The organism is Kitasatospora sp. NPDC058063, from assembly GCF_042885395.1.
In the GTDB taxonomy this organism is placed as follows: domain Bacteria; phylum Actinomycetota; class Actinomycetes; order Streptomycetales; family Streptomycetaceae; genus Kitasatospora; species Kitasatospora lactacystinica.
In genome coordinates this window covers 1-22,842 of sequence record NZ_JBHVSD010000021.1, presented here as the reverse complement: position 1 = coordinate 22,842, position 22,842 = coordinate 1, and the positions used below count along the sequence as shown (strand labels likewise).

Genomic DNA, 22,842 nt, shown 5'->3' with positions numbered 1-22,842 from the left:
CCGGCCCATGGTCCACTGCGAGAGCCTCGTACGGATCTACCGCACCGGCACCACCGCCCGCGGCGGCGTCGAGGTCCAGGCCCTGCAGGGACTCGACCTGACCGTGCGCGAGGGCGAACTGACCGCCCTGGTCGGGGCCTCCGGCTCCGGCAAATCCACCCTGCTCGGCATCCTCGCCGGCCTGGACACCCCCAGCGCCGGCACCGCCACCGTCGACGGCACCGACCTGGGCGCGCTCAAGCGGCGCGAACGCACCGCCTACCGCCGCCGCACCGTCGGAACGATCCAGCAGCAGACCGCCGCCAACCTGCTGCCCTACCTGACCGCCCGCGAGAACGTCCAACTGCCCATGGGCTACGCCGGCGTACCGCGCCGCCGCCGCGCCGCCCGGGCCACCGAACTGCTCGACCTGATGGGCATCGCCCAGGCGGGCGACCGCACCCCCGCCGCGCTCTCCGGCGGCGAACAGCAGCGGGTCGCCATCGCCGTCGCCCTCGCCAACGAACCCCGCCTGCTGCTCGCCGACGAACCCACCGGCGAACTGGACACCACCACCTCGCAGGAGATCTTCACCGCCCTGCGCACCGCCAACAGCGAACTGGGCACCACCGTCCTGATCGTCACCCACGACGCCCTGGTGGCCGACCAGGTCCGCCGCACGGTACGGATCCGCGACGGGCGCACCTCCACCGAAGTGCTGCGGGGCCCCGCGGCCGCCGACGGTGACGGCGACGGCGCACCCGTCGAGTACACGGTGCTGGACCGGGTCGGCCGGCTCCAACTGCCGCGCGACTTCACGGAATCCCTCGGCCTGGCGCACCGCGTGCGACTGGTCCTCGAACACGACCACATCACCGTGTGGCCCGACCGCGACCGCCCGCCGGGCGCCGGACCCGCCGCGGACGGCGGCTGACCTCCGCCCGCCGCCCGCCCGCCCGCCGACCGACAGGAACACCCGTTCTCCCGGCCCTGTCAGGGAACTGGACAGCGGTGCGGGAGTCGACCAGTCTCACCACCATGACGTTCCCCCAACACTCTCCCTCCGCCACACGCACAGCGCTCCTCCAGGCCGTCACCGCGGTCGGCGACGAAGCCGTCCCCCTGCTCGCCGACTGCCGCGGCGACATCCGCATCCCCGGCGCCGAGTGGACGGTCGCCGAGGCCGCGGCCCACCTCGCGATGGCCAACGAGCTGATGGCCGCCCTCGCCGCCGGGGAGGAACGCCCGTACGGGGACGGCACCCCGGGCGCGCTGGCCGCGGCCAACGAGGTCTCGCTGGCCGCGCGACCCGAACGCGACCCGGCCGTACTCGCCGAGCAAATCGCCCGCCAGGCAGGGGAGTTCGCGGCGGCGGCCGGCCCGCGCACCGGCACCGAGCCGATGCTGACCCCGCTCGGCCCGATGGACCTGGACACCCTCGGCGCCTACCTGCTGACCCACATGCTGGCCCACCTCTACGACGTCGCCGTCGCGCTCGGCCGGCCCCACCCGATCGACCGGCAACGCGTCGGGCTGACCATGCCGTTCCTGCGAACGGCCATGCCCCTGGTGGCGGACGCCCGCACCGCGGCCGGCCACAGCGCCTGCTACCGGCTGCGACTGCGCGGCGCGGGCGGATTCGCGGTCACCTTCACCGACGGCGCCGTCGCGGTCAGCCAGGAGCCGCCCCGCCGCCCCGACTGCACGATCCTCGTCGAGCCGGTGGCGTTCTTCCTCCTCGCCCTGGGCCGCTGCTCCACCACCGGCGCCATCGCCCGCGGCAAGGTGCTCGCCTGGGGCCGCCGGCCCTGGCTGGCCCCGTCCTTCCCCGGACTGTTCACAGCCCCCTGAACCCGCGCGCCGGCCCGGCACCGGCGGCCACCGCGCCCCCCTCGGCCTCACGGCACGCCCCGCAGGCGTTCCACTGGGGCCCGCCGGGCGCGGGGGAGCGGCGAGGGGCCAGGGTCATGTCGGAGGTGCTCAGGCCGCACAGCGTCAGGGGGCCGCAGGCGCCGGAGGCCTCCGCGGGGGCGCAGTGCGCCAGACGCACCGGGTCCCCGGGGCCCGCCGGCCCGCGGTCGGGGCCGAGGATCCGCACATTGGTCGGCGTATCGGGTTCGAGCACGATGACGGTGTCCATCTCCACAACCTCGCCGCCCGACCCGTCCGCTGCACCCGCACCGTGGCATCCGGCCCAGCCACCCCCACCCCTGACACCCCGCCCCGGCGCCCTCCCGGCGACGGCGTCCGGCACCCCGGGGCCGTTAGCATCGCGCGCATGCTGGCGCTGCTCCACACCTCCCCGGTCCACGTCCCCGTCTTCGACGCGCTCCGCGACCGCGAGCACCCCGGGCTGTCCCTGCGGCACGTCGTGTCGGAGGGGCTGCTGGCCAGGGCCCTGGCCGAGGGGCCCGAGGCCGTCGCGGGGGACATCGACCGGGCTCTCGCCCCGGCGATCGCCGCCGGGGCCGCGGCGGTGCTGTGCACCTGTTCGACGATCGGGGGCGTCGCGGAGGCCCGGGCCGCGGCGCTGGGAGTGCCCGTGCTGCGCGTCGACCGTCCGATGGCGGCGGCCGCCGTCGCCGTCGCACCCGGCGGCGGCCGAGCCGTGACACGCATCGCCGTGATCGCCGCACTGGCCGGCACCCTGGGTCCGACCACGGCCCTCGTCGACGAGGAGGCCGCCCGATCCGGCCGGCCGGTCACGGTGACGGCAGCGGTGGTCGAGGGCGCCTGGGACCGGTTCGAGAGCGGTGACCGCGCCGGCTACCTGACGGCGATCGCGGCCGCCGTCGAGGCCGTGGACGACGCGGACGCCGTCGTCCTCGCCCAGGCGTCCATGGCTGACGCCGCGCAGCGGACCGCGACCGCGGTGCCGGTCCTGTCCAGCCCGGCCCTCGGGCTGCGCGCCGCCGCTGCCGCCGCCGCGGTGGCACGCCCCGCGGCGGGGGCCGCACCGGCGGACGGCGGGCCCGCGTAGGGCAGTGCCGCCCGGCCGAGGACGTACCGCCCTCCCGCCGCGGCGGGGAGCACCGGGCCATTTGAGTGTCCGTACTCAGGCGGCGCTGTCGGTGCCGGATGACAGTGTGCGGGTACGTCGGGACGCCCGGGCCCGGCACCACGGAGGGGATGACCATGAGGCGTGCGAGTTTCGCCTGGACGACGGCGGTCGCGGCGATGGCGGCAATGGCGGCGGTCGCGGTGACGGCCGCCCCGGCGTCCGCCGGACAGGTCGGACAGGCAGGACAGGCCGGGGAGCCCGGGCACGGGACGCCGGGGACGGGCGAGATCCTGCCCTACCCCGGGCCGGAGGGCCTGATCTGGATCCCGGACTGGATCGGTGACGGCGGGGCGGTCACCGGCGGCGCCTACACGGCCGGTCCGCCCGTCACCGTCACGGTCGGCTGCCGGGGCGGCAGCGGCGGTGCGGGCGAGGTGCGGGTCACCTTCACGCCGTACTACGGCGACACCACCCCGGTGGAGTTCACCGTGCCCTGTCCGGCCGAGGCCGTCGACAGGGGCTCGGCGGTGGTGACGGCCGAGCAGGGCCGGTCCTTCCACGTCGGGGTGAGGGCGTCGGCCCCCGACGTGCACTGGGGGCTGACGGTCACCCAGCCGGACGCCTGACCGGCCGGGGACGGGAACCGCTCGCCGGCCGCAGCCCTCGCGGGTGCGGCCGGCGGGCGTACGGAGCGGGTGCGGGCCGGCCCCACCGCCGGGGCCCGCCTCGCTATACATGCCATGTATACATGATGTGTATAGTCCTTGATCATGTCACTCGGACAGATGCTCCTCGGGTTCCTGGAAGCCCAGCCCCGCCACGGATACGACATCAAACGCCTCTACGACGAGCACTTCGGGCGCGACCGGTCCCTGCACTACGGGCAGGTGTACGCGACGCTCTCCCGGCTGCTGAAGAACGGCCTGGTCGTCGTGGAGGGCGTGGAGGCCGGCGACGGCCCGGACCGCAAGCGGTACGCGATCACCGACGCCGGAGTCACCGACCTCGCCGACTGGCTCAACCAGCCGGAGGACCCGCAGCCGTACCTGCAGAGCACCCTCTACCACAAGGTCGTGCTCGCCATCCTGACCGGACGCTCCGCCGCCGACGTCCTGGACACCCAGCGGGCCGAACACCTGCGGACCATGCGCGAACTGACCCGCCGCAAGCTCGCCGGCGACCTCGCCGACGAACTGATCTGCGACCACGCGCTGTTCCACCTGGAGGCCGACCTGCGCTGGCTGGAACTGACCGCCGCCCGCCTCGACGACCTCACCGCCCGCCTCACGGAGACCCCACGTTGACCAGCGCCGGACCCCTGCTCACCGCCCAGGACCTGCACAAGTCCTTCGGCCTCACCCCGGCCCTCGCCGGCGCCTCGCTCACCGTCGCCGCCGGCGAACTCGTCGCCGTCATGGGCCCCTCCGGCTCCGGGAAGTCCACCCTGCTGCACTGCCTCGCCGGCATCACCCGCCCCGACCGCGGCACCATCGGCTACCGGGGCCGCGACCTCACCACCTGCACCGACGCCGAGCTCAGCGCCCTGCGGCGCACCGAGTTCGGCTTCCTGTTCCAGTTCGGCCAGCTCGTCCCGGAACTCTCCTGCCTGGAGAACGTCGCGCTGCCGCTGCGCCTGAACGGCATGCGCCGCAAGGCCGCCGAGGCCCGCGCCGGCGAGTGGCTGGAACGACTGGAGGTCGCCGACGTCGCCGCCAAGCGCCCCGGCGAGGTGTCCGGCGGCCAGGGCCAGCGGGTGGGGGCCGCCCGCGCCCTGATCACCGGCCCCAAGGCGGTGTTCGCCGACGAGCCGACCGGCGCCCTCGACACCCTCAACGGCGAACGCGTCATGAAGCTGCTGACCCTCGCCGCGCGGGAGACCGGCGCGGCCGTCGTCCTGGTCACCCACGAGACGCGGGTCGCCGCCTACGCGGACCGCGAGGTCGTCGTCCGCGACGGCCGCACCCGCGACCTGGCGGCCGCCCGGTGAGCGCCGCCGACCCGAAGGTCCGCCGGCCGGCCCTGGACCAGCTCGCCCTCGGCGCCCGACTGGCCGTCACCAGCGGACAGGACGGCTGGGGCCGGCTGCTGCTCACCGCCTGCGGCGTCGGCCTGGGAGTGGCCCTGCTGCTCTTCACCGCCTCCTTCCCCGGCATCGTGCACCACCGCGACCAGCGCCTGTACACGCAGAACGACACCTTCCAGGACGAGGACCTGCCCACCCCCGGCGACCGGACGGTCCTGGTGGCCGTCGCCGACACCACCTTCCACGGCACGCCCGTCCGCGGCCGGATCGTCCAGCCCGAGGGCCCGAACGCGGCGCTGCCGCCCGGGGTGGCCGCCTACCCGAAGCCCGGCGAGATGGCCGTCTCCCCGGCCCTGGCCGACCTGCTGAAGGATCCCGCCAACCAGCTGCTGCGCGAGCGCCTGCCCCACCCCGTGGTCGGCACCATCGGCCCGGCCGGACTGCTCGGACCCGGCCAGGCCGACTTCGTGCTCGGCGGCGACCGCCTCTCGCTGGACACCGGCGCCGTCCGGATCACCGAGTTCGGCCACTTCTCACCGCCCAAATCCATGGACCCGAAGCTGATCCTGCTCAACGCCGTGGGCCTGACGGTGATGCTGGCCCCGGTCGGGGTCTTCCTCGCCGCCGCCGCGCGCTTCGGCGGCGAACGGCGCGACCGCCGCCTCGCCGCCCTGCGGCTCGGCGGTGCGGATCACCGGATGACCGCCCGGATCGCCGCCGGGGAGTCCCTGGTGGGCGCGGTGCTGGGCCTGGCCGCCGGGGCGGCGCTCTTCCTGATCGGCCGGCAGGCGATCGGACGGATCCGGCTCGCCGGATTCAGCTTCTACCCCGAGGACGTCGCACCGCAGCCCGCCGTCGCCGCCGCGATCGCCGTGATCGTGCCGCTCATGGGCATCGGCGTCACCCTGCTCGCGATGCGCCGGGCGACCGTCGACCCGCTCGGCGTGGTCCGCCGCTCCGGCCCCGGCCGGCGCCGGATCGGATGGCGCCTGATGCTGCCGCTGGCCGGCCTGGCCCTGACGGTGTTCGCCCTCGCGCTCTTCGACCCGGGGAACGGCACACACGGATCGCTCCTCGTGGCAGTCGGCGTGATGCTGACGCTGATCGGCCTCTGCACCCTCCTGCCGTGGCTGGTGGAGGCCGTCACCCGACGGGCCGGCGGCGGCGGGCTTTCCTGGCAACTGGCTACCCGCCGCCTGCAGTTGGGCTCGGGACCGGCCGCCGCGGCGGTCAGCGGCGTTGTGGTGGCGATCGCTGGGGCGATCGCCCTGCAGACGCTCTTCCTCGGCATCAGCACACAGTACGAGGGCATCACCCGGGGCGTGCCCGCCGCCGGGCCGTACCAGCAGTCGGTGTCCTTCCCCGGCGGCGCGCCCACCGCCGACGGCATCGCCGAACGCCTGGCGCACAGCGCCGCGGTCAAGGCCACCGCGGCGTACACCGAGTTCTCCCTGGAGAGCGGGACAGCCAGGTCCTGGCAGCTGCCCTCGGTCCGGATCGCCTCCTGCACGGTGCTGCGCGGCTTCGCGACCCTGCCCGACTGCAAGGACGGCGACGCCTTCGCGGTCCAGGGCCCGGCCGGGCGGCCGGACGCCGAACCGGTCCGGCCCGGGACGACCGTCCACGCCGCCTACTTCCGGGGCACCGGCGAGCCGGCCCCCTTCCCGCTGCCCGCCGTGACGGCCACCGTCACCGCCGTCGAGGGCGCGGACCCCAACGGGCGGATCGGATCCGGCCTGCTGCTGCTCACCCCCGCCGCCGTGCCGGCCGAGGCGCTGCGCGGACAGCCGGCGACCGTCCTGGTGTCGCTCGCCGACGGCCTGACGGACCCCAAGGAGCAGCTGACCACCGCCGTGATGGCGATCGACCCGCAGGCCCGCACCGGGTTCCCGCTCGACAACACGCTCGACCCCACCTACCTCGCGGTCAAGCGCCTGCTGACGGCGGGATCGGCGATCACCCTCCTGCTGGTCTCCCTCAGCCTGCTGGTCGGCCAGCTGGAGCGCTTCCGGGAACAGCGCCGGGTGCTCGGCGTGCTGAACGCCGTCGGCACCCGCCGCCGCGTCCTGGGCCTGTCGGTGCTGTGGCAGACGCTGCTCCCGATGGCCCTGGGCCTGGTGCTGGCGGCCGTCGGCGGCCTGCTGATGGGGACGGTGCTGCAGTACGCGGCGGGCGTCCCGTGGAACGTGGACTGGGGCTCGATGCTGGCCATGTCGGGAATCGCGGCCGGTGCGGTCCTCCTCACCACCGCCCTCGGACTGCCGCGACTCCTGCGGCTGATGCGGCCCGACGCGCTGCGCTACGAGTAGCCCGTCTCCCGCGCGGCGCCCCGGTGCACCCCGGCCGGTCCCCGCGGGGGGCCGTCTCCCGCGCCGGGGCGGGAGACGGCGGCTTGGGGGCGGCGGTACGGGAGCCGGCCGGGGAGGCGGCCCGGGGGGATCAGCCGCCGACGGCCGACCCGTCCGCGACGGGCCGCCAGGGGGAGAGGTCGACGGCGCTCTGGACGTAGCCGGCCCGGTCCCAACTGCCGTTCGCGTGACGGATGGTGTGGTAGAGCGAGCCGTTGTTGGCGCAGGTCTCGAAGAGCAGCTGCAGCTCGTTGTTCACATTGGCGCCGTCGGCGCCGCACACGTAGAAGGGCTGGGTGAGGATCTGCTGGCCGATGGGCCCCCAACCGGCCCAGTTCCCGTCGGAGTTGCGGATCGTGTGGTAGACGGCGATCTGGCTGTTGTTCACCACGGCGACCTGCAGCGCGCCGTTGATGCCCACCGCGACCACGTCGTGCGGCCAGCCCCAGGGGGAGGGGGTCCCGGCCGCGCCCATGATGTTGCCCCAGCCGGCCCAGGTGCCGTCCGCGTGCCGGATGGTGTGGAGCACGCTGCCGTCGTTCCACATGGTGGCCACGATGTGCAGTTCGCCGTTCACCTCGGCCGTCGCCAGGCTGAAGTATTTGTCCGAGCCGAGTCCCGGAGGGGCGCTGATCGCTCCCCAGGGCTGCCAGCTCCCGTCCGGGTTCTCGACGGTGTGGACGAGCCGGCCCGCGGGGTCGACCGCCGCCAGCTGGACCCGGCCGTCCACGATGGCCGCGCCGGCCGTGCCCAGCTGGAAGTACTCGTTGGAGACGGGCAGTTCCGCCAGGCCCCGCATCGGGGTCGGGGCGGGCCAGCTGCCGTCGGGCTGCTGCGTCGACTGGACGAACTGCACGCTCATCGGGCCGGAGCTCCGGAGCCCGAACAGCCGCAGCCGCCCGGAGTCGACGACGGTCGTCCAGTACCGGAAGCCGCCGAACTGCGGGATCTCCCTGGCGGCGTCCCAGGTGCCGTCCGGTGCCCGGCGGGTCTGGACGACCTTCCACGGATCGGCGCGCAGCATCAGGTTCAGCCCGGCCGTCGGGGCGGCGTCGCTCCCGGTCGAGTGGGGCGCGGCCCCGGCCGGCGCGGCCGTCATCACGGTGGCGAGCGCCACCGAGGCGGCCAGCATCGAAGCGACGCGTACCCGGCGTCGGCGGGTGGTCCTCAGCACGACAACATCCCCCTGTTCAGGTGGCCCCGATCGGGCCAGGTGCTGTCATACCAGAGCCAGGAGAGCAAGGGGAAGCGGAAATTCCGCCGGCCGCGGCCGCGGGCGGCCGGGCCGGCGGACGTCACCCCAGCGCGGCCGCCTTGCGCAGCAGCACCGACCGCTCGCGGGAGTTGCGGCACAGGCGGGCGGCGAGTTCCAGCTCGGCACGGGCCTCGGCGGTGCGGTCGAGGCGGAGCAGCAGTTCGCCGCGCACACCGGGGAGCAGGTGCGACCCGGACAGGCGGCCGGAGGCGGCCAGGTCGTCGACGATGGACAGCGCCTCCCGCGGTCCGCCCGCCATCGCGACGGCCACCGCGCGGTTGAGGTCGACGACGGGGGAGGGGGCCACCCGGCCGAGCGCCTCGTACAGGAGCACGATGCGGTCCCAGTCGGTCTCCGGCACCGAGGGCGCCGTCGCGTGGCAGGCGGCGATCGAGGCCTGCAGACCGTACGGTCCGAGGCCCCGCCCGAGGGCGGCGGCGCGGCCGAGCGCGGCCAGACCGCGCCGGATCGCGGAGCGGTCCCACCGGCGCCGGTCCTGGTCCTCCAGGAGCACCGCCTCGCCGTCGGGCCCGGTGCGGGCCGGGAAGCGCGCGGCGGTGAGCTCGAACAGCGCGAGCTGGCCGTGCACCTCGGGCTCCCCGGGCAGCAGGGCGGCCAGGACCCGGGCCAGCCGTACGGCCTCGTAGGCGAGGTCGGGGCGCAGCAGGTGGTCGCCGGCCGTCGCCGTCGAGCCCTCCGTGAAGACCACGTACAGGACGCTCAGGACGGCGCCGAGCCGCGCCGGCCGTTCCTCGGGCGGCGGCAGCTCGAACGGCACGCGGGCGGCGGCGATCGTCTTCTTGGCCCGGGTGATGCGGGCCTGCACGGTCGGTACCGGCACGAGGAAGGCGCGGGCGATCTCCTCGCTGGACAGGCCGCCCACCACGCGCAGCGTGAGTGCCACCCGGGCCTCGGGCGACAGCACCGGGTGGCACGCGACGAACATGAGGGACAGGACGTCGTCGTCGACCCGGTCCGGGTCCCACGGCAGATCGTCGGGCGGCGCGGGCGGGTCGGCCGCGCCCGAGCTGGACTGGCCGTCGGCCAGCCGGCCGGCGAGCGAGGCGTACCGCTCGTCGCGGGCCGACCTGCGGCGGAAGGCGTCGACGGCCCGCCGCCGCGCGGTCGCCAGCAGCCAGCCCACCGGGTTGGCCGGCGCACCGTCGCGCGTCCAGGTGACGAGTGCCTCCGCCAGCGCCTCCTGCGCGACGTCCTCGGCCAGCGCGAAGTCCCCGGTGTACCGGGCCAGCGCCCCGACGATCCGTGCCGACTCGATCCGCCAGACGGCCTCGACGGCCCGCCGCGCCGACTCGGCGACCGGCGGGCCGTCGGTGGCCCCGGCTGTCACAGCTGGCCGGTCCGCTCGCGCCACGCCCGCTCCTTGACGATCCACTCGTTGTCCTGCGGGAACTCCTCGATGCCCGGCACGCGGCGGACCTCGCACTTCGAGCCGGGCAGCGCCGGGAGGCGCTTGGCCCACTCGACGGCCTCCTCCTTCGAGGCGACGTCGATCACGTAGAAGCCGCCGAACAGCTCCTTCGTCTCGCCGTACGGTCCGTCGGTGACCACCGGGGTCTCCCCGCCGAAGTCCACCACCACGCCCTGCGAGGGGTCGTCCAGCCCCTCGGCGGCGACGAGCACGCCCGCCCGGATCAGCTCCTCGTTGAAACGGCCCACCGTTTCGAGCATCTCCTCGAAGGGCGTCTCCATCATCTTCGCGACGGACTCGTCGGTGCCCCGCATGATCAGCATGTACTTCGCCATCTCCGGCCTCCTCGTTCGGGGGTCGCCTCTCGACCCTTCCGGTCCCAGGTCGAACGGCGCGGTCGCGGATCGACACGGTGGGCGGACCCGGATCATTTTCTTCGTGTTCTCCGTGTTCCCCGCGACGGGGGCCCGCGCCGCACGCCGGGGAGCAGGGGAGCCGGGGCCCGGCCGGATCAGGGCTGCCGGCGGGCGCGTTCGGTGATGTTGCGGGCCATGCCCCCGAACACCACGGTGTGGAACGGCGCGGCGGCCCACCAGTACGCGTGTCCGGCCAGGCCGTGCGGGTGGAACAGGGCCCGCTGCCGGTACCGGGTCCCGCGGTCCCCGTCCGGTGCGACGGAGAGTTCGAGCCAGGCCGGTCCGGGCAGGCGCATCTCGGCCCGCAGGCGCAGCAGCCGGCCGGGTTCGATCTCCTCGACGCGCCAGAAGTCCAGGGAGTCCCCGACCCGCAGCCGGGCCGGGTCGCGGCGGCCCCGGCGCAGTCCGACGCCGCCGACCAGGCGGTCCAGCCGGCCGCGCACGGCCCAGGCGAGCGGGAAGGAGTACCAGCCGTTGTCGCCGCCGATGCTCTCGATCACCCGCCAGACGGCGGCGGGCGGCGCGGCCACGACGCGTTCCCGGACGTCCTGGTAGAGGCTGCCGCCGGCCCAGTCGGGATCGGTGGGCAACGGGTCGCTGGGCACACCGGGCAGCGAGGCGGAGGACCAGCGGGTGGCGACGTCGGCGTCCTTGATCCGGCGCAGGGCGAGCGTGACGGCCCGGTCGAAACCGGTCAGGCCCTCCGGCGGGTCGGGCACCCAGCGGGCGATGTCGTGCTCGCCGCAGACGACCTCGTGGCGCAGGGACTCGACGAGGGGGCGGGCGATGGACCCCGGCACCGGGGTCACCAGACCGACCCAGTAGCTGGAGAGGCGGGGGGTGAGGACCGGCACGGGGACGACGAGGCGCCGGCGCAGCCCGGCGACGCGGGCGTAGCGCTGCATCATCTGCTCGTAGGTGAGGACGTCGGGGCCGCCGATGTCGAAGGTGCGGTTCAGCCCGGGCGGCAGGTGGGCGGCGCCGACCAGGAAGCGCAGGACGTCCCGGACGGCGATCGGCTGGATCCGGGTGGACACCCAGCGCGGGGTGACCATCGCGGGCAGGCGTTCGGTGAGGTGGCGCAGCATCTCGAAGGAGGCGCTGCCGGAGCCGATGATCACGGCGGCGCGCAGTTCGGCCGTGGGGACACCGCCGGCGCGCAGGACACGGCCGACCTCGGCGCGCGAGCGCAGGTGGGGGGAGAGGTCCGCCTCGGGCACCCCGGCGGGGACGAGGCCGCCGAGGTAGACGATCCGGGTGACGCCGGCGGCCGCCGCGGCCGCCGCGAAGGCACGGGCGGCGTCGCGGTCGGTCGCCTCGAAGGACGGCCCGGTGCCGAGCGAGTGGACGAGGTAGTAGGCGACGTCGACGCCGTCGAAGGCCCCGGCGAGGGTGGCGGGGCGGGTGACGTCACCGGTGGCGGTCTCCACCCGGGCCCGCCAGGGCTGGTCGCGCAGCCGCCGGGGATCGCGCACCAGGCAGCGCACGGTGTGCCCGCGGGCGAGCAGTTCGGGCACGAGCCGGCCGCCGATGTAGCCGGTCGCCCCGGTCACCAGGCAGCGCAGCGGGCCGGGCCGCAGCGGATCCATGTCGACTCCTCTCCGGAAGCAGCACCCGCGGCTTCCGCCGGGCCGGGAAGCCCTCGTCCGGTTCCACGTTCCCGCACCGGAAGGCCCGGCGCGCCCGCTGCCGCGCCCGCGGTCGCCCGAGCCGGGCCTCGGCCGGGCCTCGCGCGGCCGGCCGCGGCCCGCAGGCCCCGGGCCCGTACGGCCGGTCGCCGTCCGCCTCCCGGGCCGCCCTCGCGGCCCCGCCCGCCGCCCGCAGAGCCGATCCCGGGCCGCCCGCCGAGCCGACCCCTGGCCGGCCGTCCACCCGCACGCACTTGACGGAATGTCACGATCCGATCTTCATCCTGTCCGGATGATTGTGACGCTGTGCATGCCACCAAAAGCCGTCCACCGACCGTCCTGTGAGGTGTCCACGCAAGTCAGCACGCACCGCCATCGGGGAGCCACCATGTCCGTCCGCCACCGTCACCAGCTGCTCGCCTCCGCCGCCCTCGTCGTCGGAGCCGGCCTCGCGCTGACCGCCTGCGGGCCCGACAACACCGACACGGCCGGCGGCCCGGGGGCCTCCGCGGCCGCCACGGTGGCCGTCACGCCCCCGGCCTCCGGTGCCCCCACGGCGGGCGCACCGGCCACGGGAGCGGCGACGAAGCCCGCCCCGCAGAAGCCGTCCGGCGCGAGCACCCCGGGCGGCACCAAGTCCGACGGCGGCGGTGCCGGCGCCGCCGCCCACCCGTGCGACATCAAGAACCTCTCGATCAAGGTGACGGCCCGGTCCGGGGCGGCCGGCCAGCGGGTGATCGAGGTGCGCAACACCGGTGCGAGCTCCTGCAGCCTGAGCTCCTCCCCGGGGGTCGACCTCGGCGACTCCGTCTCGCCCGACCAGAGCAAGAACGTCAAGCCGATACTCGCCAGCGGCACCGAGCGCTTCACGGTCCCGGCGGGGCAGAACGCCTACGCGGTGATCGACCTCGACCCGAGCGGCGCCACCACCGGCACCACCCCCGGCATCAACGAGATCAACGTGCTGGCCGACGACGAGGGCACCAACATGCCCCTCGCGAACACCCAGAACTTCCCGCTCGACAGCGGCGTGCGGGTGCTGAACCCCAAGATGGGCAACTACCGCTCCAGCGTGGCGGACGCCGTCGCCTCCATGACGGCCGCCCCCAAGTAGCCCCGGAACCGGCCCGCCCGCCACGGCGGCACCTGCCGCCACGGCCGGAGCGGGCGGCGAGAACCCCTCGCCCCTCCAGGGCCTGCTCCGGCACCTGCGACGGCGGCCCCCGCCCCCGCCGTCGCCATTACCGCCACCGTCACCGGGGCTGTTCGGCCGGTCCCCCGGCAGACGGCTCCCGCTCCGGCATCCGGGTGAAATGAAGCGGAGTCGCCTGGCGCGAATGGAAGCCGGGTCCGACGCTGCCAGAATGCAATTTCCTCGGGTCCACCTGCACAGGCGGTGCCACCGGACAGCTGGAGCGGAACATGCGAATCATTCGACCACGCAATAGTCCGGAAAGGGAGACCGGCGCAGGCGCTGGAAGCCTCCCGTGGACACTCATGTATCACTCGGTGACGTCGACGGTCGAGGACCCCTATCTGATCACCGTCGATCCCGCACGGTTCCGCCGCCAGCTGCGCTGGCTGTCCGCCCGCGGGCTGCGCGGGGTGTCGGTGGGCGAGCTGATGCGTTCCCACCGGGACGGCACCGCGGCGGGCCTGGTCGGGCTCAGCTTCGACGACGGGTACCGCGACTTCCTGGAGGAGGCCATGCCCGCACTGGCGGAGTACGGCTTCACCGCGACGGTCTACGTGGTGGCCGGCCGGCTCGGCGGATCCAACGACTGGGACCGGCAGGGCCCGCGCAAGCCGCTGATGACGGCGGACGAGGTCCGGGAAGCCGCTGCCGCCGGGGTGGAGATCGGCTCGCACGGGCTGACCCACCGGCGGCTGGCGGGCCTGGGCGCGCGGGACCTCGCCGCCCAGGTCACCGACAGCCGCCACGTGCTGGAGGACCTCACGGGCCGGGAGGTCGACGGGTTCTGCTACCCGTACGGCTCGCTCGACGACGCCGCCGTGGAGGCGGTGGAGCAGGCCGGCTACGCGTACGGGTGCGCGGTCAGCCCCGGGCCCCACAGCGGGGTGTACGCGCTTCCCCGATGTTACGTCGGGGACCGGGACGGACCGCTGCACCTGACCGCGAAGCTGGTGCGCGACCGCTGGCGGCGCTGACGGCCGCTCAGCGGCCGGCGGCGGAGGGTTCCGCGGCGGGTTCCAGGCGCAGCCAGGACTCGTGCCACAGCAGGGCGCAGCGGCGGTCGCAGCCGGTGGGGGCCGGCTCGCCGCCGCAGCGCAGGCCCTGGAGGATGAACCAGCGCCCCCCGGTGGGGTGCTGCCACCAGGCCAGGGACCGGTGACGCAGCTCGGTGGCGCCGTGCCGGGTGCCGGCGTGGAGCTCCATCCCCGGCTGGAAGGGGACGCCGTGCAGGCGCCCGTCGGAGCCGAGGGTCGCGTGGATCTCCGCGAGGCTGCGCACCGTCGCCCACAGGGCGACCGGCCGGGCGGCGGGGACCGGCGCGGGGGCGGGCTCCAGCCATTCGTCGCGGAACAGCAGCGCGCAGTCCATGCCGCAGCCCTGGGTCCCGTCGGCGCCGTGGCAGGTGGCGCCGGCCAGGGCGACGGTGCCCGACAGGCGCCGCACGCGGTAGTGGTCGTCGATCATGCGGCGCACGACGCGTTCGACCTGGTAGACGCCGCCGCAGAACGACCACTGGCTCCGGGTGAACCACAGGCCGCGGTGGCGGTCCTTGGCGTCCAGGGTGGCGCGCACCACGGCCTCGTCCTTCACCCGGACCCAGTCCCCCTCGGCGAAGCGGGAGGGACGGCCGGGCGCCGGAATGTCGGCGCGGCGCTCACGCAGGCCTTCGCGGACGATCCGCGCGCGACGCACGACACCGAGCGGCGGAAGGTCGCGCAGGGGCAGACTCTTGTACTGGCACCGGTTCGTGGCGGATTCGCCACGCAGCTCCGTGATACGGGTGAACCGTGATTCCTCGACGGCCATCAATGAAATCCCATCGGGTTGGAGATATCGGCACAGGCTAGCGCAACATGACTTTCCCCGTGTCGGCCTCCGGGCCCTTTCGGCGCCATGTCGAGAGAAATAACACTAGAAGCATTAAGAGCCTTCCGGAGTGAAAATCCAGCACTTCCGGAGAGTTCCGGTTCATACGTGTGTAATGTTTCCACCGTTGTCGAGGTGGAGTGGCCGAGTGGCGAGGCGACGGTTTGCAGGACCGTTCAGACGGGTTCGATTCCTGTCTCCACCTTTTCTCCTGTCCGCCGGTGCCGGGATGTGCCCCGCCGGCCGCCCCCGCGTCGGCCGGCGGTCCGTCAGCCCACCGCAGGAACAGCCCGGCTGCCGCCCCCGCCCGGACGGCAAGGCCCGGGCCGGGGGCCTCCCCGGGAGTGCTGACCCGGCATCGGCCCCGGCGTCTCCGGGCCGCCCGTCCGACCGCCCGGCCACGCACGGCAGGCCGCCGCCCACCGGCACGCAAGCCCCGCCGACCCGCGGTGGGAGCCCGGCGCCGACGACGGTCCCCGACCGTGGCATGCTGCCCGGCATGACCGACAGCCCGGACACCGGAGCCCCTGACGGGACCCGGTCCTCCGCCACCGCGCGCGAGCCTGCCGAGTTCCCCGCCGTCGGGGTCCAGGGGGTGCCCGGTGTCCTGCACGCCGGGGACCTGAGCCGCGGCAGGCCCCGCACCCTGTGCGGGCTCCGTTGCTTCAAGGTCTTCCTTTGCCACTTCGAGCCCGGGGACCCGGCCTCGTGCCGGAAGTGCCGGGCCCTGGTCCGGGCCGCGCCGTCCCGGTAGGGCGGGCAGGAACGCCCGCACGACCTGCTCCCGCGCGAGGCCGGTGACGGGCCGCTGCGCACGGACCTGCCCGCCGCGCCGCGGCGCGCGGATAGCGATCCGGAACACCGGCCCGGGCCGAGGGCGCCGACCACCAGGACCTCGTCCGGCGCCCCGGCGCCCGGCCACGGCACCGGCGGAATCTGCGGAACCGAAAACCGGACCGCCCGGGTGCCGGCTCGGTGGAGCCGGCACCCGGGCGGTCCGGGGCGTGCGGGGGTTCGCGCCGTGCGGTCAGACGGTGACCCGCTCGGTGCGCTCCGCCGGGACGTCGGCGGGCTGCTCGGCGGTGGCGGGGGTGTTCTCCCGGGGCGCGGGGAGCACGGCCATGATCGCGCCGGAGATCACGATGGTCGCCGCCCAGGCGAGCCCGTACTTGCCGATCGGGGTGTCGGAGAACGGGCCGGCGAACCAGTCGCACTTGGTGAAGGCGAGCCCGATCAGCAGCGCGAGCACCCAGGAGACCATCGCCTGCCAGCAGAAGCCGGCCTTGTACCAGTACGGGCTGTTCCTGCTGGTGTCCATCAGCGCGGCGGCGTCGTAGCGCACCGCACGCGACCGGCGGCGGAACATGTCCACCGCGTAGACGCCGATCCAGGCCGAGAAGGAGACGGCGAGCAGGATCAGGAAGGTGATGAAGGAGCCCAGGAAGCTCTTGGCGACCAGCATCAGCAGCAGGCCGCCGACCAGCGAGATCACGGCGTTGATGCTGACGGCCGTGGCGCGCGGCAGCTTCACGCCCATGGTCTGCGCGGTGAAGCCGGCCGAGTACATGGAGAGGCTGTTGATCAGCAGCATGCCCACGATCGCGGTCAGCAGGTAGGGCACGGCCAGCCAGGTCGGCAGCAGGTCGCCGAGGAAGGAGACCGGGTCCGCGGCCTGCGCCAGGCCGGGCGAGGCCACCGCCATCACGGCGCCCATCAGCACCATCGGCACCATCACCAGGCCGGCACCGGAGACCGTCACGCCGACGATCTTCCGGCCGGAGGCGGAGTGCGGCAGGTAGCGGGCGAAGTCCGGGCCGGTGGGGACCCAGCTGATGCCGCCGGCGGCGATCGTCCCGATGCCGGCGATCATCATCGCGGTGGTGCCCGCGGGCTTGGAGAAGACCTCGCTCCAGTTCATGGTCGCGATCAGGTAGCCCAGGACCAGGACGCTGAAGACGCCGAAGAGGTACGTCGACCAGGTGTTGCAGACGTTCAGCGCCTTGCGGCCCATGCCGGAGACCAGGAAGGTGCAGGCGACGAAGGCGAACAGCGTGATGACGATCAGCGCGGTGTTGCTCTTGACGCCGAACATCAGGTCGAGGACGGTCAGCACGGCGTAGGCGCCGGTGACGGCGTTGATCGTCTCCCAGCCGAACCGGGCGACCCAGAGGATCGCGCCGGGGAAGAGGTTGCCGCGCACCCCGAAGGTGGCCCGGGAGAGCGTGGCGCCCGGGGCGCCGCCCCACTTCCCGGAGACCGACAGCACGCCGACCATGCCGAAGGAGGCGAGTGCGGCGCACGCGGCGACGACCAGGACCTGCCAGAAGTTCAACTGGTTGAACACCACCAGGGCCGCGCCCATGGTGAGGAGCAGGACGCTGATGTTCGCCGCGACCCAGGTCGGGAAGAGCTCGCGGACTCTGCCCCGGCGCTCGTGGTCCGGGACGGGTTCGATACCGCGGGTCTCTATCGCGCCGTCGACGTCGACGGTGGACAGGTTGTCCATGAGGGTGGCTCCGTGCGTGTGAAGCGGGAGAATGAAACAGGCAAATGGGGCATTTATGGAACTCTTCGCGCGTAGCGCGGGAGTTCAGCCATCCTACTTTGTCCACTTCGTTACGGGTTCGGCCCAGTGGTCCGGCGGTCCGGCGGCCCAGTGGTCCGGCGGCCGAGTGGTCCGGCGCCCGCGCCCACCTCGGCGGCGCGGCTTGGGCCGCGGCCTGTTCACCGCCCGCCGGGGGCGGCAGACTGGCGGCCGGGAGAGGGGAGCCGAGATGGCTGTCACGTTCGCGGGGGCCGACACCCGCCCGATCGGCACCATGACCTGCGACCACGGGTGCGGTGCCGTCTTCCACGACGGCAGGGCCGAGACCGACGGCCCGCTGATCCACCAGCGGGCCGCTCGCGCGGGCTGGTTCTACCCCTGCCCCGCACCCGGCGTGCAGATCGACGTCTGCCCCGGCTGCCAGCCGTACGACGGCTACTGACCCGGTGCGGGCGGCGGAGGGATCCCGCACCGCCCGGCGCTGCGCACCCTCCTGGGGGCGCGCCCCGGTCGTGCGTACGCCCCCGGCGCCGCCCCCGGAGGCCGGAAGCGCCGGTCACCCACCCCCGGCGGGCCGGATTCTCCCCCGCGCAGGGAAGTTGACCCGTTCCCACCACATCGCGGTGCGTCGTGGTGCATGATCGCAACGTGAGCACCTGGTGGGACAAGCGCCGCAACGCCCGGCTGGCAGAACTGGCGTCCATGCTGGAGTTCTTCGGCGCCGAACCCGTCGAAGACCCCGGCGTCGGCGAACTCGCCCATGCCGCCGCAGCCCTCGCCGAGGAGTACCGCGCCAGCGACCGCGGCCAGGCCATACACCGCGCCGGCGAGCTGCTGGGACAGGCCGCCACCGCACTGCACACCGCCGATCGCCTGCGCGGCACCCTGCTCCCCGTCGTCAACCACCACCTGCGCGCCGCCGCCGCGGCCCTGTCGCACGCCCGCGCCTGCCTGCACGCCCAGGTGATGGCGGGCGCCGCCGGCCCCGGCCCGGCACCGGAAGCCGGCTGACCTCGGCACGGGCCGCCCTCGCCCGGCCGCGGACGGCGGCCCGACGGCGAAGGGCCGCACCCGGGCCGCCGTCCGTCGGGACCGCCGGTGCGGCGGCAGGACCGCTCAGTCCCACGGGCTGGTGGGCACCGGGCCGGGTGCGACGATCGCCGCGATCCCGCCGTCGCGGGCCAGGCCCTCCCAGACCTGCCCCCAGCCCTCCGGGACGCCGAAGGTCAGCAGGTCGGCCCGGTGCGCCTCGTCGCGGACGAGCTCGAAGTGGCCCTCGCAGAGGTCCTCGGTGTCCCGTCCGGCCGCCGGACCGTGGCGGAAGGGCCCGGTCAACGCCTGCCAGGCGGTGGCGTCGGCGAAGCAGCCCATCGCCTCCTCCGCCTCGTACCCCGCGCCGGCGGAGCGCAGCGCCGGGTCCTCGCCCACCCCGAGGGCGAGCTGCCAGGTGACCACCGGCTCGTCGCGCACGCGCAGGCGCGTCGCGGCGCACATCCGGTGTTCGGTGTAGTAGCCGTCGGCGAGGCGGGGCCAGTCGGCCCAGGAGACGTCCACCGGGTACTCGCCGGGCGGCACGCGGACCGAGAGCTCGCGCGGCGCCCCGGTGCTCCAGGGCGAGTCCACGACCAGCCGCCCGCTCGGCAGCCGGATCGTGCTGACCTCCTTCAGTTCGGCTATCTCGATCCAGCTGTACGGGGTGTGCGGATCGCCGCCGATCCGCACACCCGGGGTGAACAGCCCGTCGAGGTACTCGCGCGTCTCCTGCCGGACCTCGTTCATGCCCGCCCCTTTCTTCTCACGTCCGTGGTGCCTGCCGCCCCGGACGATACGCACCCCCACGGACAACCCCGGCGCCCCCGGGGCACCGGCGACCCAGGCCGCTGACGCGGGTGCCTACCGGCTTTCCGTGCCGCGGCCGTGGCGGCGGACCGCGAGGACGGCCGTCCCGGTGGCGGCCACACCATGGCCCGCACCCGGCGGACGGGCACGCCGCCGGGCCGCGTGCACGGCGCCCCGTAACGCCCACGGGCGAATCCCCGGACGACCGGCCGCCTGCCGCGCCTACGACGTTCGGGCACCTCACCCGGGGCCGGGCGACGCCTCGCCCGGGAGTTCGGACGGCAGGTGGTCGTAGCCGAACCGGCCGGGCACCGCCCGGGCGAGCGCCCGGACCAGCGCGGCCGGCGGTGCGGCGAAGACCCCGGGGTAGTCGCGCTCGCCCCGCTCCGGCCGGACCGGCCAGGCCAGCCGCTCCCGGTCCAGGTCGTACCGCGCGTCGACGCCCTCCCGGTTGCCCCGGGCGTCCAGGCGGGACCAGCGGCCGTCCAGGTGCACGGCGTTGAGGGCGTGCAGCACGAATCCGCCCCCGCCGTCCTCCAGCCGCTGGTAGCACAGGCCGGTCGGCACGCCCTGCGCCCGCAGCAGCGCGGCCAGCAGGTGCGACTTGCCGTGGCAGATCGCGTTGCGCGCGGCCAGCACCTCGGAGGCGCGGAACGCCCCGCTGTACGCGCCCGCGTCCGCGGAGTGCGCCACCCGGTCGCGGACGTGGCGGTACGCCGCCTCCGGCGCGGCCAGCTCGGCGGCCAGCCGCCGCAGCTCCGGGTGCTGATGGTCGATCACCTCGTCCGCCCCGAGGTAGGCGGCGAGGTCGGTGGTCTCCGGTTGCAGGATCATGCCGCCCACGGTGCCGCGCGCGCCGTCCACCGCGGGCGGAATTCCACCTCCTGGACAGGGGGCAGGGGGCGGGGGACAGGGCCCGGGGCCGCATGGCCCGCCTTGCCCGGGTGGCGGGGCGAACGGCAGGGTACGGGCAGCCGTGGCCCGGCCCGTCCCCGCGGGCACCGCTCGTCCCTGCCCCGCACCTCCGCTCGGAAGGCACCCGCGATGACCGACACCACCCGCCCCGCACCCGGCCCCGCCGCCCCACCCGTCGATCCGCACGCCCAGGGGGAGCCGGACGACCGGGAGTACGGGCTGCTCGGCGACGTCCGGCACCGGGTCCGCCTCCGGGCCGCCGGGACGAGCCCGCGCGCGATCGCCCAGGCCCTCGCCGCCGCCCGGAGGATCCGGCGCACCGCCTACCGGCACACCGACGCCGGGGAGGAGGCCGCCCTCCACGCGGCCGCCGCCCGCGACGAATGGCAGCGCATCCACGACCACGTCGCCGCCACCGCCTCCCCGCTCTACGACCCGGACGACGACCCCGAACTCCAGCGGGCCCTGCGCGGTGAGCGCCACCGACGGGAGATCGCCCCACCGGCACCCTCGGCCCGGCCCTGCTGCTGCACCGGGTCATGCCGCGCCGGGTCATGAGCCGGCCGGGGCGCCACGGCCGGGGCGCCACGGCGCGGGTCAGGCCGGGACGAGGTCCCACAGCTGGTCGGGGGTGCCGGCGGCGGGTGTCTGGGTGACCGCTCCTCCGGCCCGGGCGGGGGAGGTGAGGGCGAGGCCGGAATTGGCGTTGGTGATGGTGTAGCCGCCGGTGCGGTCGCCGCGGACGCGGAAGGCCTGGTTGGGGCTGGACATCCATGACACGTTGGCGGGGCCGACGGTGACGGCGGTGCAGTGGAACTGGATCAGGGGGGTGCCGGCGGCGGTGCTCGACCCGGTCACGTCGAGGCACTGGTCGCTGTGCACCGGGCGCAGGTTCCAGCCGCCCAGGGCGGCCCTGAAGGTGAAGGCCTGGTTGGGGTTCCCGGTGGGGGAGAAGCCGAGCAGGGGGGCCTGGTCGGCGACCGAGGAGCCGGAGACGTCGAGGTAGAGGCCGGTGGAGCGGTTCACGACGCGGTAGCGCTGGTCGAGCTTCGGGTCCTCGAAGCCGTAGGACATGGGCAGGATGTAGGAGCCGCGCCACGTCGAGTCGGCGTAGTACTGGCGCCGGTACCAATCGACGTAGTCCGGTCGGCAGGAGCCGCCGCGGTGGATCTCGTCGTCGTACGGGCAGTAGGCCTCGAAGACCTGCTGCTTGCGGGCCTGCTCCGGGCCGTCCAGGTTGGGGGCCGACTCCCGGGCCAGGTAGTCCCGGTAGTAGGTCGTGCGCGGCCAGGTCCCGCCGCGACGGTTCAGGGCGCCGAGCAGCAGCCTGGTCGCCGCGACGTGGTCGGGGTGGAAGTTCCCGTCCATGGAGCTCCGCTGGTGGTCCGCCGACGGATCCTCGGTGTTGATCACGGTCGGCCCGTAGTCGTCGATGACGCCCTGGACGAAGGCGAGGACCTGCTCGCGGCTCAGCCGCTGCTGCACCGGCGCGTCCGCGCCCGGGACGGGCCAGGCCTCCCGGCCGTCCGCGTACAGCGCCCACAGCTGGCCCTTGAACATCGTGCCGGCGTCGTTGGACGCGGCGGCGTCGGGCACGCGCAGCTCGACCGTGGAGATCCGGCCGCCCAGCGACCACGTCGTCGCCCGCACGCCCGCCGCCGAGTAGGGCGCGTGCTGCCAGTCGCCGGGGATGCCGGCGGCCGCCCGGTAGGCCTCGCGGTCGCCGGCCTCACGGCTTTCCATGTAGGCGTACTTGTCGGCGTCCGTGGGATGCGCCGCGACGTCGTCCCGGCTGTAGTACGAGCCGACCAGGAACAGGGTCCGCACGCAGACGTCGGGGTTCGCCAGGTCGTGGATCAGGTCGGGGGTCAGGAAGAGCAGGTCGTCGTCGTGGTGGGCGACCACGTCCAGCACCCGGCCGCCCGAGCACGGTGCGGCGGGCGCCGCGCCGGCCTGCGGGGCGGCCACGACTCCCGCTGCCAGCAGGACGGTCGACAGGACGCCGGAGACCCGGCCGGTGAATCGCACAATCTCCCCCTCGGTGCCTCGGTGCCTCGGTGCCTCGGTGCCGCGGCACCGGTCCGGGATGCTCCCGGCAGCACACGCATCATCCGTCAACGCACGGACCGGCGGGGGCACGTCTGCGGGGTGTGGCGGGGGTCTCAGTGGCGGCCGGTCGGTGGTGACCCGGTGTGACGGTGGTGGGTCCGTCAGCGATGCCGTCGGATCCCGGCCGGTGAGGGCGCTCACACACGGATGCGATGAACGACGACGGCTAGCAGTGTCCGTTTTGCCTGCTTTTTGCCGCGAGGGGAACGGTGTTCGTGCAGGCCGGGAGGGGTCGGGGCGTGCGGGGCGGCGGTTCCTTGGAATCGGAGCCGGGCGCGCGGCTACGACGGCGGA

General features: G+C 74.8%; 22 protein-coding genes and 1 tRNA gene. 13 read left to right on the top strand and 10 right to left on the bottom strand.

What is annotated here, in order from left to right:
- Window positions 1–7: 7 nt before the first annotated feature.
- The gene (locus tag ACFVUY_RS30500; protein WP_387735591.1) at window positions 8–913 is read left to right on the top strand and encodes an ABC transporter ATP-binding protein; all 906 of its coding nucleotides are present in this window, start codon (window positions 8–10) and stop codon (window positions 911–913) included.
- Window positions 914–1,017: 104 nt separating this feature from the next.
- Window positions 1,018–1,830: a maleylpyruvate isomerase family mycothiol-dependent enzyme gene (locus ACFVUY_RS30495; RefSeq protein WP_387695151.1), complete on the top strand. Its 813-nt coding sequence runs from the start codon at window positions 1,018–1,020 to the stop codon at window positions 1,828–1,830.
- Here ACFVUY_RS30495 and ACFVUY_RS30490 read toward each other — a convergent pair.
- Window positions 1,817–2,119, bottom strand: coding sequence for a hypothetical protein (locus ACFVUY_RS30490; RefSeq protein WP_387735351.1), 303 nt, complete (start codon window positions 2,117–2,119; stop codon window positions 1,817–1,819). The genes ACFVUY_RS30495 and ACFVUY_RS30490 overlap by 14 nt on opposite strands.
- Before the next feature lie 138 nt (window positions 2,120–2,257).
- On the opposite strand from ACFVUY_RS30490, the gene ACFVUY_RS30485 reads away from it, so the two are divergent.
- From ACFVUY_RS30485 to ACFVUY_RS30465, 5 genes are all read left to right on the top strand, one after another.
- Window positions 2,258–2,959, top strand: a complete 702-nt coding sequence (locus tag ACFVUY_RS30485; protein ID WP_387735348.1) for an aspartate/glutamate racemase family protein — start codon at window positions 2,258–2,260, stop codon at window positions 2,957–2,959.
- A 155-nt stretch (window positions 2,960–3,114) separates the two neighbouring features.
- On the top strand, window positions 3,115–3,606 hold the full coding sequence (locus ACFVUY_RS30480; RefSeq protein ID WP_387735345.1) for a hypothetical protein: 492 nt from the start codon (window positions 3,115–3,117) through the stop codon (window positions 3,604–3,606).
- A gap of 144 nt (window positions 3,607–3,750) precedes the next feature.
- Window positions 3,751–4,284, top strand: a complete 534-nt coding sequence (locus ACFVUY_RS30475; RefSeq protein WP_387695155.1) for a PadR family transcriptional regulator — start codon at window positions 3,751–3,753, stop codon at window positions 4,282–4,284.
- Entirely contained in the window at window positions 4,281–4,967 is a 687-nt protein-coding gene (locus ACFVUY_RS30470) for an ABC transporter ATP-binding protein (RefSeq protein ID WP_387735342.1), read from the top strand. Before ACFVUY_RS30475 ends, ACFVUY_RS30470 begins: the two co-directional genes overlap by 4 nt.
- Window positions 4,964–7,312 carry an FtsX-like permease family protein gene (locus tag ACFVUY_RS30465; RefSeq protein WP_387735339.1) on the top strand — a complete coding sequence of 783 codons (2,349 nt, stop codon included), beginning with the start codon at window positions 4,964–4,966 and terminating at the stop codon, window positions 7,310–7,312. Before ACFVUY_RS30470 ends, ACFVUY_RS30465 begins: the two co-directional genes overlap by 4 nt.
- 130 nt (window positions 7,313–7,442) lie before the next feature.
- On the opposite strand, the gene ACFVUY_RS30460 is transcribed toward ACFVUY_RS30465, so the two are convergent.
- The 4 genes from ACFVUY_RS30460 to ACFVUY_RS30445 all read right to left on the bottom strand — a co-directional run bounded on the left by ACFVUY_RS30460 (window position 7,443) and on the right by ACFVUY_RS30445 (window position 12,040).
- Window positions 7,443–8,525, bottom strand: coding sequence for a hypothetical protein (locus tag ACFVUY_RS30460; protein WP_387735336.1), 1,083 nt, complete (start codon window positions 8,523–8,525; stop codon window positions 7,443–7,445).
- A gap of 121 nt (window positions 8,526–8,646) precedes the next feature.
- The gene (locus ACFVUY_RS30455; protein ID WP_387735333.1) at window positions 8,647–9,978 is read right to left on the bottom strand and encodes an RNA polymerase sigma factor; all 1,332 of its coding nucleotides are present in this window, start codon (window positions 9,976–9,978) and stop codon (window positions 8,647–8,649) included.
- Window positions 9,951–10,370, bottom strand: coding sequence for a YciI family protein (locus ACFVUY_RS30450; RefSeq protein ID WP_380552160.1), 420 nt, complete (start codon window positions 10,368–10,370; stop codon window positions 9,951–9,953). The genes ACFVUY_RS30455 and ACFVUY_RS30450 overlap by 28 nt, the downstream gene beginning before the upstream one ends.
- Before the next feature lie 176 nt (window positions 10,371–10,546).
- Entirely contained in the window at window positions 10,547–12,040 is a 1,494-nt protein-coding gene (locus ACFVUY_RS30445) for an SDR family oxidoreductase (RefSeq protein ID WP_387735330.1), read from the bottom strand.
- A 427-nt stretch (window positions 12,041–12,467) separates the two neighbouring features.
- Here ACFVUY_RS30445 and ACFVUY_RS30440 point away from each other — a divergent pair, with 427 nt between their 5' ends.
- The gene (locus tag ACFVUY_RS30440; protein WP_387695161.1) at window positions 12,468–13,193 is read left to right on the top strand and encodes a DUF4232 domain-containing protein; all 726 of its coding nucleotides are present in this window, start codon (window positions 12,468–12,470) and stop codon (window positions 13,191–13,193) included.
- Window positions 13,194–13,588: 395 nt separating this feature from the next.
- Complete coding sequence (locus ACFVUY_RS30435; protein WP_387735327.1) at window positions 13,589–14,248, top strand: polysaccharide deacetylase family protein; 660 nt, start codon at window positions 13,589–13,591, stop codon at window positions 14,246–14,248.
- Between the two features lie 7 nt (window positions 14,249–14,255).
- Here the strand turns inward: ACFVUY_RS30435 and ACFVUY_RS30430 are convergent, their stop codons facing one another.
- Window positions 14,256–14,966 carry a hypothetical protein gene (locus ACFVUY_RS30430; RefSeq protein WP_387695163.1) on the bottom strand — a complete coding sequence of 237 codons (711 nt, stop codon included), beginning with the start codon at window positions 14,964–14,966 and terminating at the stop codon, window positions 14,256–14,258.
- A gap of 308 nt (window positions 14,967–15,274) precedes the next feature.
- Between ACFVUY_RS30430 and ACFVUY_RS30425 the strand changes: the two genes are divergently transcribed.
- A tRNA-Cys gene (locus ACFVUY_RS30425) sits at window positions 15,275–15,345 on the top strand.
- Between the two features lie 822 nt (window positions 15,346–16,167).
- Here ACFVUY_RS30425 and ACFVUY_RS30420 read toward each other — a convergent pair.
- Window positions 16,168–17,646, bottom strand: coding sequence for a purine-cytosine permease family protein (locus tag ACFVUY_RS30420; RefSeq protein WP_387695165.1), 1,479 nt, complete (start codon window positions 17,644–17,646; stop codon window positions 16,168–16,170).
- A gap of 268 nt (window positions 17,647–17,914) precedes the next feature.
- Between ACFVUY_RS30420 and ACFVUY_RS30415 the strand changes: the two genes are divergently transcribed.
- Together ACFVUY_RS30415 and ACFVUY_RS30410 are read left to right on the top strand one after the other, a co-directional pair.
- Window positions 17,915–18,127 (top strand): hypothetical protein, encoded by a 213-nt coding sequence (locus ACFVUY_RS30415; RefSeq protein ID WP_387695166.1) that lies wholly within the window; start codon window positions 17,915–17,917, stop codon window positions 18,125–18,127.
- 206 nt (window positions 18,128–18,333) lie between these two features.
- Window positions 18,334–18,696, top strand: coding sequence for a hypothetical protein (locus tag ACFVUY_RS30410; protein WP_387695167.1), 363 nt, complete (start codon window positions 18,334–18,336; stop codon window positions 18,694–18,696).
- 105 nt (window positions 18,697–18,801) lie between these two features.
- Here the strand turns inward: ACFVUY_RS30410 and ACFVUY_RS30405 are convergent, their stop codons facing one another.
- Window positions 18,802–19,464, bottom strand: coding sequence for a DUF4241 domain-containing protein (locus ACFVUY_RS30405; RefSeq protein ID WP_387735324.1), 663 nt, complete (start codon window positions 19,462–19,464; stop codon window positions 18,802–18,804).
- Window positions 19,465–19,764: 300 nt separating this feature from the next.
- A complete protein-coding gene (locus ACFVUY_RS30400; RefSeq protein ID WP_387735321.1) occupies window positions 19,765–20,358 on the bottom strand; it encodes a transglutaminase family protein in 594 nt (197 codons plus the stop codon).
- 210 nt (window positions 20,359–20,568) lie between these two features.
- Between ACFVUY_RS30400 and ACFVUY_RS30395 the strand changes: the two genes are divergently transcribed.
- Entirely contained in the window at window positions 20,569–20,997 is a 429-nt protein-coding gene (locus tag ACFVUY_RS30395; protein WP_387735318.1) for a hypothetical protein, read from the top strand.
- 39 nt (window positions 20,998–21,036) lie between these two features.
- On the opposite strand, the gene ACFVUY_RS30390 is transcribed toward ACFVUY_RS30395, so the two are convergent.
- Window positions 21,037–22,467, bottom strand: a complete 1,431-nt coding sequence (locus ACFVUY_RS30390) for an RICIN domain-containing protein (protein WP_387735315.1) — start codon at window positions 22,465–22,467, stop codon at window positions 21,037–21,039.
- Window positions 22,468–22,842: the final 375 nt, after the last annotated feature.

What these genes read in the sequence shown, in the direction of transcription:
- ACFVUY_RS30400 (WP_387735321.1), bottom strand. Translation starts at nt 20,358, where the DNA reads ATGATCCTGCAACCGGAGACCACCGACCTCGCCGCCTACCTCGGGGCG.
- ACFVUY_RS30415 (WP_387695166.1), top strand. Translation starts at nt 17,915, where the DNA reads ATGGCTGTCACGTTCGCGGGGGCCGACACCCGCCCGATCGGCACCATG.
- ACFVUY_RS30445 (WP_387735330.1), bottom strand. Translation starts at nt 12,040, where the DNA reads ATGGATCCGCTGCGGCCCGGCCCGCTGCGCTGCCTGGTGACCGGGGCG.
- ACFVUY_RS30500 (WP_387735591.1), top strand. Translation starts at nt 8, where the DNA reads ATGGTCCACTGCGAGAGCCTCGTACGGATCTACCGCACCGGCACCACC.
- ACFVUY_RS30475 (WP_387695155.1), top strand. Translation starts at nt 3,751, where the DNA reads ATGTCACTCGGACAGATGCTCCTCGGGTTCCTGGAAGCCCAGCCCCGC.
- ACFVUY_RS30480 (WP_387735345.1), top strand. Translation starts at nt 3,115, where the DNA reads ATGAGGCGTGCGAGTTTCGCCTGGACGACGGCGGTCGCGGCGATGGCG.
- ACFVUY_RS30490 (WP_387735351.1), bottom strand. Translation starts at nt 2,119, where the DNA reads ATGGACACCGTCATCGTGCTCGAACCCGATACGCCGACCAATGTGCGG.
- ACFVUY_RS30440 (WP_387695161.1), top strand. Translation starts at nt 12,468, where the DNA reads ATGTCCGTCCGCCACCGTCACCAGCTGCTCGCCTCCGCCGCCCTCGTC.
- ACFVUY_RS30485 (WP_387735348.1), top strand. Translation starts at nt 2,258, where the DNA reads ATGCTGGCGCTGCTCCACACCTCCCCGGTCCACGTCCCCGTCTTCGAC.
- ACFVUY_RS30405 (WP_387735324.1), bottom strand. Translation starts at nt 19,464, where the DNA reads ATGAACGAGGTCCGGCAGGAGACGCGCGAGTACCTCGACGGGCTGTTC.
- ACFVUY_RS30450 (WP_380552160.1), bottom strand. Translation starts at nt 10,370, where the DNA reads ATGGCGAAGTACATGCTGATCATGCGGGGCACCGACGAGTCCGTCGCG.
- ACFVUY_RS30420 (WP_387695165.1), bottom strand. Translation starts at nt 17,646, where the DNA reads ATGGACAACCTGTCCACCGTCGACGTCGACGGCGCGATAGAGACCCGC.
- ACFVUY_RS30395 (WP_387735318.1), top strand. Translation starts at nt 20,569, where the DNA reads ATGACCGACACCACCCGCCCCGCACCCGGCCCCGCCGCCCCACCCGTC.
- ACFVUY_RS30495 (WP_387695151.1), top strand. Translation starts at nt 1,018, where the DNA reads ATGACGTTCCCCCAACACTCTCCCTCCGCCACACGCACAGCGCTCCTC.